Raw genomic sequence first — 10,129 nt, 5'->3', positions numbered from 1 at the left:
GCTTTCAGCCTCGAACCGCAATATGCCTTCCTCACCAGCGACGTGTATCTGGAAGGCTTCACCTCGTCCTCCTATGCGCGGTTGGACGCCGACACCTATCAGGGCCTCGTCACCACCGTTGACAATGACGCGCTGCCGGTGGTGCTGCCGCATGGCGAGTACGATTTCCTCTCCGCCCAGGATTCGCTCGGCGGCCAGTTTTCTCTGCATGCCGACATGTTCAACGTGCTTCGCAATGTCGGCACGAATACGAAACGCATTTCCGCGATCCCCGGCTATTCGGTGCCGTTCACCCTCCCCAACGGCATCGTCGGCACCGCACGGCTGGAAGTCGTTACCGCCGCCTACGACGCCAACCACCTGTACGAGCAACCGAATTACAGTTACCTCAATAACTCGGAGACGGCCCGCGCCCAACCCTACGGCGCCGTATTCGTGCGCATGCCGCTGATCCGCCAGGCCGGGCATTGGGGTAGCCAGCTGATCGAGCCGGAAGTGCAGGTCGTGGTCTCGCCGAATGTCGGCGTTTCGCAGAACGACCGTATTCCGAACGAGGACAGTCTCGATCTCGAATTCTCCGACGCCAACCTGTTCTCCCTCAACCGCTATCCGGGCATCGACCGGCTGGAGGGCGGCTCGCGCGTCGATTACGCGATGCATGCCGCCTGGTACCTACCAAGCGGCGCAACGCTGGACGGGCTGCTCGGCCAGTCCGTCCGTTTTCATAAAGATGACGACTATCTTCCCGACTCCGGCCTGAACGACAACGTCTCCGACATTGTCGGCCGCTTCATCATCGCCCCCACCCCGTATTTCAACCTGACCTACCGCACCCGGCTCAGCCACGACGATCTGGGCGCGCGCATGATCGACGCCACCGCCAATGCCGGCACGCATCTGCTGAGCGGCTCCGTCGGGTATTTCTACGAAAATACCAACCCCTATGTGCTGTATGACACGCCGGGCTTCGGAGGCGTGCCGCTGACCCCGCCGCCCGGCTATTTCGTGCCGCGGCACGAGATCACCGCCAGTGTGTCCACGAATGTCGGCAACTGGTCGTTCGGCGCCGGCACCGCGCGCAATCTGCAGACCGGGATGTTCGATCAGGCGAATTTCAATCTCGGTTGGCAGAATAATTGCTTCGGCATCAACCTGCTCTACTACCAATACTTCACCTCCTATTTTACTCAAGGCAATGGCGGCACCACCGCCCTCGTCCAATTCACCTTCAAAACCCTCGGAACCATCGGATTAAACGCCCTATGAAGCAGATGCAGATTTTGTGCGCCGCGATCGCGCTCGCCGCGCTCGACCTGGCGCCGGCCATGGCTCAGACCGCGACGCCGGGTGCGCCCGGCGCCGCGGACGCAGACAGCGCCAGCATCGCCGCGGTGGTCAATGGCCAGGTGATCACCGACCAGGATGTCACCAACCGCGCCCGCCTGCTCTCGCTCACCACCGGCATGCCGCCCACGCCTCAGGTGGTGGCCCGGCTGAAACCGCAGGTCACCTCGCAGTTGATCGACCAGATGCTGGAAATGCAGGAGATCAACCACCGCAACGTGACGGTGGCGGAGACCGATGTGGAAGGAGCCATCGCGCATATCGAGCAGGGCAACGGTCTGCAGCCCGGCGGGCTACGCGCGCACCTCACCGCCGCCGGCATCCCGTTCAGCACGCTGGTCGCGCAATTGCGCACCGAGCTCGGCTGGCAGACCGTGCTGCACCAGGTTCTGGGGCCCGGGCTGCAACCGACCACGGGCGACATGAACGCGGAAAAAGCCGCGCTGAAGGCCGAACTGGGCAGCACCCAATATCATATCTCGGAAATCTTCGTGCCGGTGACCGATCCGGCGAACGACAGCAACGCCCGCAACTTCGCCAACACCGTGATCAGCCAGCTGCGCGCCGGCGCCCCCTTCCCGATCGTCGCCGCGCAGTTCAGCCAGTCACCGACGGCGCTGCAGGGCGGCGATCTCGGCTATGTCCAGCTCAGCCAGCTCGACCCCGCCGTGGCAGCACTCGTCACCACCATGCCGGCCGGCGCCATCAGCAACCCGGTGCGCGTGCCGGGCGGCTACGATATCGTGCAGATGCAGGGCAGCCACAAATTCGGCGCGGAGCAGCAGACCATGCTGTCGGTCCGCCAAGCCTTCGCCCGCTTCCCCACCCCGATCATCAACGGCGCAATCGGGCCAGCCCAGGCGGCCGTCATCGAGAAGCTGGTGCAGAGCGCCAATGCCGCGAAATCCTGCAGCGATCTCGCCGCGCTCAACGCCACGCTGGGCAACGTCCACCCCGCCGATCCGGGCCCGGTGAACCTCGCCACCGTCACCCCGCCGGCCTTCCAGACACTGCTCACCCAGCTGCAGGTCGGCCAGGTAAGCCGCCCTCTGGTGGAAAGCGACGGCGCCTCCGTGGTGATGGTCTGCGGCCGCACCACCCAAGCCGAGTCCCTGCCTTCGGATAACGAAATCAGCAACATCATCGTCGAGCGCCGCGTGGAACTGGAATCGCAGCAGCTGCTCGATGAGTTGCGGCACCGGTCGATCATCACGCAGAGCTAAAGCACAAGGGAAGACTACTTTTTGTGAACAAAAAGTAGCAAAAAAACTTTGCTATGCTGGGTCATGGGCGTTGTCTGTGACAACGCCCATGACCCAGCATAGCAAAAATTTTTGCGCCGCTTTTTTAAAAAGCGGCTATTTTCCTTCAGCCAACTTCTTCCAGCGCCGCTTCCGCCGCCAGCCACTCTTGCTCGGCCGCCTCGGTCTCGCGCTTGATCGCGGCGATCCGCTTGTTGATAAAGGCGAGGTCCTTGGCCTTGGCCTGGGTGTAGATCCCCGGATCGGCCAGCTTCTTTTCCAGCAGCGCCTGCTCGGCCGCCAGCTTCGCCAGTTTCAGCTCCGCCGCCTTCACCGCCTGACGCAGCGGCGCCATTTTGCTCCGCGCCTCGGCGCGCGCCGCCTTGCTGTCGTTGCGCGCAGCCTTAGCCGCGGTCTCGCGCGAGCCGCCGCCGCTGCTCGAACTGCCTTCCGTCACGCTCGCGGCATAACCGGCCAGATCGCCCTCCAGCGCCGTCACTTTGCCGCCCGCCACCAGCAACAGCCGGTCGGCCACCAAGTCCACCAGGTACGGGTCGTGCGAGATCAGCACCACCGCGCCCTCGAATTCCGCCAGCGCCTTCACCAGCGCGTCGCGCGCGTCGATATCCAGATGGTTGGTCGGCTCGTCGAGGATCAGCAGATGCGGTGCATCGCGCGTCGCCAGCGCCAACAACAGCCGCGCCTTCTCGCCGCCGGACATGGCGCCCACTTTCGTGTTCACCCGGTCCGCATCCAGCCCGAACCGCGCCGCCTGCGCCCGCACCTGCGGCGGTGTCGCCTTCGGCAGCGCACGGGAGAGATGGTCATAGGGCGTGTCGCCCATCACCAGATCTTCCTCCTGGTGCTGCGCGAAATAGCCGACGCGCAAGTTGCCGGTGCGGAATTCCCTCCCGCGCAGCGCCGTCAACCGTCCCGCAAGCAGCTTCGCGAGCGTCGACTTGCCGTTGCCGTTGGTGCCCAGCAGCGCAATGCGGTCTTCCATGTCCAGCCGCAGCGACACGCCGGTCAGCACCGGCTTGTTGTCATAACCGATATCCACCCCGTCCAGGCTGAGCATCGGCGGCGCCACGAGCTCGGCCGAGGGGAAAGCGAAATGCGTCGCCCGGTCCTCCACCACGGATTCAATCTGCGGCATCCGCTCCAGCGCCTTGATGCGGCTCTGCGCCTGCTTGGCCTTGGATGCCTTGGCACGGAAACGGTCGACGAATTTCTGCATATGCGCGCGCTGTTCGGCGGCTTTTTCCGCCGCCCGGTTCTGCTGCAGCGCCCGCTCGGTCCTGATGCGGATGAATTCCGCGAAGCCGCCCGGGGTGAGCGTGAGCCGGCCGCCATCCAGATGCACGATGGCCTCCACCGCACGGTCCAGCAGCTGGCGGTCATGGCTCACCAGCAACACCGCGCCGGGGAATTTCTGCAGATAGGTTTCCAGCCAGAGGGTGGCTTCGAGGTCGAGATGGTTGGTCGGCTCGTCGAGGAGGAGCAGATCGGGCTCCGAGAACAGCACCGCCGCGAGCGCCACGCGCATGCGCCAGCCGCCGGAAAAGCTGCTCATCGGCCGGCTTTGCCATTCGGTGGAAAAGCCCAGGCCCGAGAGGATCGACGCGGCGCGCGACGGAGCCGCCTCGGCACCTATCGTCAACAGCCGGTCATGAATTTCCGCCAGCCGTTCCGGCGCCACCGCCGGGTCCTCCAGCGCCGCCAGCAGCGTGGCGCGCTCCGCATCCGCTTCCAACACCACCTCCAGCGGCGTGATCGTCCCGGCCGGCGCTTCCTGCGCCACATAGCCCATCCGCACCCGGTTCCCCAGGCGGATCGTGCCGCCATCGGGCTGCAGCTCACCCCCGATCAGTTTCAACAGCGTGGACTTGCCGGCGCCGTTGCGGCCGATCAGCCCGATCCGCCGCCCTGGATCGACCATAAGGCCGGCCTGGTTCAACAAAACCCGGCCGGCAATGCTGTAGGAAAGATTATCGAGGATCAAAACGCTCATGCGCCGACCCTTAGAGCAAACCAGCAAGCGTAGCGAAGGGTAGGACTTCTTTTTGTGAACAAAAAGAAGCAAAAAAACTTTATTTATGCTGGGCCATGGGCTGTGTCGACGACAACGCCCATGGCCCAGCATAACAAAAGTTTTTGCGCCGCTTTTTTCAAAAAGCGGCTGCTTTCCTCTCTCTGAGCCTCCAGCCCTTGCCGCGTCTGGCGTGCCCGGCTATTGCCCGCGCAGTTTCTCAAGCGATTTCACAAAAAGCGAGACAATCATGGCAACCGAACGCACCCTCTCCATCATCAAGCCCGACGCCACCCGCCGCAACCTGACCGGCAAGATCAACGCCAAGTTCGAAGACGCCGGGCTGACCGTCGTCGCCTCGCGCCGCGTGCAGCTGTCCCGGGCCCAGGCCGAGGCGTTCTACGCCGTGCATGCCGCCCGCCCCTTCTTCAAGGACCTGGTTGATTTCATGATCTCCGGCCCGGTCGTTGCCCAGGTGCTGCAGGGCGAGAACGCCGTGCTGAAGAACCGCGACATCATGGGCGCCACCGACCCGAAGAAGGCCGCCACCGGCACGATCCGCGCCGAGTTCGCTGAGTCGATCGAAGCCAACTCCGTGCACGGCTCCGACGCCCCGGAAGCCGCCGTGCAGGAAATCGCGTTCTTCTTCGCCGGTATCGATATCGTCGGCTAAGGAAAGGAATCTGGGCTACGGGCGTTGTCACCGACAACGCCCGTAGCCCAGATTCATAAAGTTTTTTTGCTACTTTTTGTTCACAAAAAGTAGGCCTTCCTATTTCTTCCGCTTTTCCTTGATGACCTGCCGGGCCCGCCCGATGGCCAAAGCGTCAGGTGCGACATCCTCGGTAATCACCGAGCCGGCGGCGATCAGCGCGCCATCTCCCACGTTCACCGGCGCCACCAGGGCAGTATTCGACCCGACGAAAACCTTCGCGCCGATCACGGTGCGGTGCTTGTGCTTGCCGTCGTAATTGCAGGTGATGGTCCCGGCGCCGATATTCGTGCCCGGCCCGATCTCGGCGTCGCCGATATACGTCAGGTGATTGGCCTTGGCCCCTGCCCCCAGCTTCGCGGCCTTGATTTCCACGAAATTGCCGACATGCGCCTGCGGCCCGATGTCTGCGCCCGGCCGCAACCGTGCATAGGGCCCCAGCACCGCGCCCTCGCCGACCACGCAACCCTCGAGATGCGAGAACGCCTTGATTTCCACGCCCGCCGCGATTTTCACGCCCGGACCGAACACCACGTAAGGGCCGATGCTGACATCCGGGCCAAGCTCGGTGTCGGCGGAGAAGAACACGGTGTCAGGGGCGAGCATCGCCACGCCGGCATCCAGTGCGGCGCGGCGCAGGCGGCGTTGCAGCGCCGCCTCGGCATCCGCCAGCTCCGCGCGCGAATTCACGCCCATGCATTCCTCATAGGGCACGTCATAGGCCGCCACCTTCACGCCCTCGGCGCGGGCGATGGCGACGATGTCGGTGAGGTAGAACTCACCCTTGGCGTTGTCCGGCCGCACCGCGCCCAGCCAGCGGCGCATGTCGTCCGCCGCCGCGATCAGCCCGCCGGCATTGCACAGCGTGATGGCGCGTTCCGCCGGCGTGGCGTCGGCATATTCGACGATGCACGACACATAGCCCTCGGCGCTCACCAGCCTTCCGTATTTGCCCGGCTCCGGTGGCGTCATCGCCAGCAGCACCAGCCCGGCATCGCCCGCGTCCAGGCGTTTCACCAAAGCGCGCATCGTCTCCGGTGAGACCAGCGGGTTGTCGGCGTAGAACACCGCCACCTTGCCCTGGCCAAATTTCTGTTCGGCCTGCAGCGCCGCATGGGCGGTGCCCAGGCGCTCCGCCTGCACCACGGTCTCATGTGGTGCGGCGAGTGCCTCCAGCGCCTTCATGTCCGGCCCCACGACCACCACGCTGCGGTCGAACACCTGCGCGCTCGCCGCCAGCAGATGGTTGAGCATCGGCCGTCCGGCGAGCTTGTGCGCGGCTTTCGGCAACGCGGATTTCATCCGCGTGCCGAGCCCCGCCGCAATGATGACAGCGGTGTTTTGCATTAGAGCGATATCGCTTGAAACCGAATCGCGCAGCGATTCGATTGAGCGATGGAATCGCTCGTGCAAAAAAAGCTAGAGCGTGATTGATCTAAAGCAATCATGCTCTAGCCCTGCTTGAAGAAAGGCGCCGGCGCCATGATGGAGTTTTCCTGCGCGGCGAAGGGGTTCATCTCCTTGACCTTGGCCTGAAACACCTTCCAGGCCGGGTCCTGCAACATGGCCGCGCGGCGCGTCTCACGGTCCGCCTGGCTCTCGAACTGCCAGACATGCACCACCTGGTGATGCTTGCCCTCGACGCTGGTGAACCAGCCAAGGCAGGTGCCCAGATATTGCTTCTGCAGCGGCCAGGCGTGCGTCTCATACAGCGCCACCCAATCGTGCATCATGCCGGGCTTGAAGGTGTAGGTGCGCACATCAACGATCATAAAAGTCTCCTTGGGTTTTACTGAGAGCGATGGAAGGGAAAGCCTACTTTTTGTGAACAAAAAGTAGCAAAAAAACTTTGTTATGCTGGGTCATGGGCGTTGTCCCCGGCATCGCCCATGACCCAGCATAACAAAAATTTTTGCGCCGCTTTTTTTAAAAAGCGGCTGCTTTCTTCGCTCGCTCACGCCTGCTTCAGGTCGATCAAACTGCGCCGGATTTTGCGGCTGCGGTTGATCTTGTCTTCAATGTAGCCGGTGTCGCCCCAGCGCACCGCGCGGGCCATCGCCTGCGCATCCTCTGAGAAGCGCGCCAGCATTTCCAGCAGCGCTTCCTTGTTGTTGAGAAAAATATCGCGCCACATCACCGGGTCGGACGCGGCGATGCGGGTGAAATCGCGGAAACCGGAGGCGGCGAATTGCAGCACCTCCTGCCTGGTCTCATCGGCCAGATCATCCGCCGTGCCGCAGATGGTGAAGGCCAGCAGATGCGGCAGATGGCTGACGATCGCCAGCACCCGGTCATGATGCGGCGCGTCCATCCGCGCGGTGCGCGCGCCCAGCCCGTGCCACAGCGCCTCGATCTTTTGCACCGCGCCCTCGTCCGTGTCGGCAGACGGGGTGAGCAAACACCAGCGTTCCTGGAACAGATCCGGCTTGCCGGCATCAGGGCCGGAGAATTCCGTGCCGGCGATGGGATGCGCCGGCACGAAGGCCACGCCTTCCGGCACCAGCGGGGCGACATCGCGCATCACTGACTGTTTCGTGGAGCCGACATCGGAGAGGATCGTGCCGGGCTGCAGCGCCGAGGCGATGGAAGCGGCGACGGAAGCGAGCGTCCCGACGGGCGTGCAAAGAATCACGCAATCGCCCTGCGCCACCGCCAGCGTCGGATCCGCCTCATAAACATCCCCGAGGTTCAGTTCGGCGGCGCGGGCCAGCGCCTGTGGGCTGGCGTCGCAGATGACGATCTGCCGCGCGAGGCCAAAAGCCCTGGCGCCGCGGGCGATGGAACTGCCGATCAGGCCGATGCCGATCAGCGTCAGGCGCTGGAAGATGGGTTCAGCCATGGACAAAGGCGTTCAGGTTCTCCGCCACCAGGTCGCATTCCTCATCGGTGCCGATGGTGATGCGCAGGCATTCGGGCAAGCCATAGGATTTCACGTTGCGCACGATGATGCCGCGGCCGCGCAGGAACTGGTCGGCGGCGATGGCGCGCTCCCGACTGCCGAAATCCACGAGCAGGAAGTTCGCCTCGGACGGATACACTTTGAGCCCCACCTGGGTCAGCCGCGCGGCCAGCCGCCGCTTGGCCTGCGTGTTGTGCGCGCGCCCGCGCTCCAGCCAGGCCGGGTCGGCGAGCACGGCCATCGCCGCGGCGGCCACGGTGGAGCTGACATTGAAAGGCGGCCGCATCCGGTTCAGCACGTCAATGATGGCGGGCGGCGCATAGGCCCAGCCCAGCCGCGCCCCGCCCAGACCGAAAATCTTCGAGAAGGTGCGGGTCATCACCGTGTTCTCGCCGGCATCGACCAGTTTTGCACCGGGATCGAAATCCTCGTGCACGACATATTCGCTATAGGCGGCGTCGATCACCAGCAGGACGTCTTCGGGCAGCCCGGCACGCAGGCGTTGCATCTCGGTCTGCGTCAGCAGCGTGCCGGTCGGGTTGTTCGGGTTGGCGAGAAACACCATCCGCGTCGCCGGGGTGACCAGCGCCAGGATCGCGTCGACATCGCTCGTCAGATTCTGCTCCGCCGCCTTGAGAACCTTGCAGCCGTTCAGCTTGCCGGCGATCTCGTAGATCGAGAAGCCATGCGCGCTCATGATCAGCTCGGTGCCCGGCCCGCCATAAGCCTGGATCAGCAGCGCCAGCAGCTCGTCCGAGCCGTTGCCGCAGATGATCTTCTCCGGACTCAGGCCGAACGCAGCCCCCAGAGCGGCGCGCAGCCGGGTCATGCCGCCATCGGGGTAGCGGTGCATGGTCAGCGCGCATTCGCTGATCGCGGCGATGGAGGCCGGCGACGGGCCGAACGCGCCTTCGTTGGAGGAGAGCTTGGTGACCTTGTCGAAGCCCGGGAGCTTCGACTCGCCGCCGACATAGGATGCGACCGAATAGACTTCGGGACGCGGCTGCGGCGCGCTCACGCGGTTTCGCCCAGCGGCACGGCATAGCCGCCGATCACCACGGGGAGCACCTCCAGCCCACCGATCGCCGCCAGCCGCGGATCATCGTCCGCGACCAGCCCTTCGACCTCCACCAGCGCGCACAAACGCGGGTCGTTGGCCAGGCGGCGCACCCACACGGTCCCTGGCGTGAAGCCGGCTTCCTTGAACAAAGTGGACATCCGCGTGCGCGAGGTGTCGGACGTGAACTCGCAGGCGATCAGGCCGCGGTCGTCACCGCTCGGGTCGGGGCGGACCGCCGCGACCACATAGGCCTCGCCGAGCGGCGCGCCCTCGAAACGCTTGGTCAAGAACGGCAGCTTGGCGATCACAAACAGGCGATGCGCGCCGGTGCCGGTGAGCATCATCCACCAGCCGCCCGGCTCGTCATCCTCGGAGGGGGGCGGCAGCACGGCGAGCTGCGCGCCCTCGCGCAGATCCGCCAGCGTTTGCGCCGGATTAGGGTGGCGCCGGCTGGGGGTGTAGGGGCCGAAATGCTCGCGCGCCAGCGCCAGCCGGTCGTCGCCGTCACACACCGCCATCACCTGGCCACCCTCGATGATCAGCGCGGCACCGAACATCTCCCGCCAGAAACGAATGATCGCCTGGGCGGGCAGCGCGCCCTGATGCCGCGACAGCAGCCGGCGCAGAATAATCGCCTCGCGCCCCGGGCGGATTTTCGTGCCGGTCTTGCCGCCGTCACGCGCCACGCTCTCCACGACCTCGGCGCGGCGCATCAGCAGGTCGTGGATCTGGTCGTCGAGTGCATCCAATTGCGCCCGCAACTGGCTCAATGCGTCAGTGGCTTGGGAGGGGAGAGAGGTCAGGGAAAGATTCATTGCACGGTGTGATACCCCAGTTTCCGCAC

Annotated in this window: 9 protein-coding genes; 3 read left to right on the top strand and 6 right to left on the bottom strand. The window is 64.6% G+C overall.

The window, feature by feature from the left end; translation table 11 throughout:
• Together VGG47_RS06525 and VGG47_RS06520 are read left to right on the top strand one after the other, a co-directional pair.
• The coding region (locus tag VGG47_RS06525; protein WP_331536643.1) for an LPS-assembly protein LptD at positions 1-1,266 on the top strand (1,266 nt) is incomplete at its 5' end.
• The gene (locus tag VGG47_RS06520) at positions 1,263-2,567 is read left to right on the top strand and encodes a peptidylprolyl isomerase (protein WP_331536641.1); all 1,305 of its coding nucleotides are present in this window, start codon (positions 1,263-1,265) and stop codon (positions 2,565-2,567) included. The genes VGG47_RS06525 and VGG47_RS06520, both read left to right, overlap by 4 nt.
• A 145-nt stretch (positions 2,568-2,712) precedes the next feature.
• Here the strand turns inward: VGG47_RS06520 and VGG47_RS06515 are convergent, their stop codons facing one another.
• Positions 2,713-4,596, bottom strand: coding sequence for an ABC-F family ATP-binding cassette domain-containing protein (locus VGG47_RS06515; RefSeq protein ID WP_331536639.1), 1,884 nt, complete (start codon positions 4,594-4,596; stop codon positions 2,713-2,715).
• Positions 4,597-4,864: 268 nt separating this feature from the next.
• On the opposite strand from VGG47_RS06515, the gene ndk reads away from it, so the two are divergent.
• Positions 4,865-5,287, top strand: a complete 423-nt coding sequence (gene ndk, locus VGG47_RS06510) for a nucleoside-diphosphate kinase (protein WP_331536637.1) — start codon at positions 4,865-4,867, stop codon at positions 5,285-5,287.
• 99 nt (positions 5,288-5,386) lie between these two features.
• Here the strand turns inward: ndk and glmU are convergent, their stop codons facing one another.
• The 5 genes from glmU to VGG47_RS06485 form a co-directional block, all read right to left on the bottom strand.
• Positions 5,387-6,673, bottom strand: a complete 1,287-nt coding sequence (glmU, locus tag VGG47_RS06505; RefSeq protein WP_331536635.1) for a bifunctional UDP-N-acetylglucosamine diphosphorylase/glucosamine-1-phosphate N-acetyltransferase GlmU — start codon at positions 6,671-6,673, stop codon at positions 5,387-5,389.
• A gap of 104 nt (positions 6,674-6,777) precedes the next feature.
• Positions 6,778-7,098 carry an NIPSNAP family protein gene (locus VGG47_RS06500; RefSeq protein WP_331536633.1) on the bottom strand — a complete coding sequence of 107 codons (321 nt, stop codon included), beginning with the start codon at positions 7,096-7,098 and terminating at the stop codon, positions 6,778-6,780.
• Between the two features lie 182 nt (positions 7,099-7,280).
• Positions 7,281-8,165, bottom strand: a complete 885-nt coding sequence (locus VGG47_RS06495) for a prephenate/arogenate dehydrogenase family protein (protein WP_331536631.1) — start codon at positions 8,163-8,165, stop codon at positions 7,281-7,283.
• Complete coding sequence (gene hisC, locus VGG47_RS06490) at positions 8,158-9,243, bottom strand: histidinol-phosphate transaminase (protein ID WP_331536629.1); 1,086 nt, start codon at positions 9,241-9,243, stop codon at positions 8,158-8,160. The genes VGG47_RS06495 and hisC overlap by 8 nt, the downstream gene beginning before the upstream one ends.
• Positions 9,240-10,100 carry a chorismate mutase gene (locus VGG47_RS06485; RefSeq protein WP_331536627.1) on the bottom strand — a complete coding sequence of 287 codons (861 nt, stop codon included), beginning with the start codon at positions 10,098-10,100 and terminating at the stop codon, positions 9,240-9,242. Before VGG47_RS06485 ends, hisC begins: the two co-directional genes overlap by 4 nt.
• Positions 10,101-10,129 lie beyond the last annotated feature (29 nt).

The organism is Acidocella sp. (genome assembly GCF_036489515.1).
Lineage (GTDB): Bacteria > Pseudomonadota > Alphaproteobacteria > Acetobacterales > Acetobacteraceae > Acidocella.
Note: the sequence above shows the minus strand (reverse complement) of the source record. Positions and strands in the feature narration are given on the sequence as shown.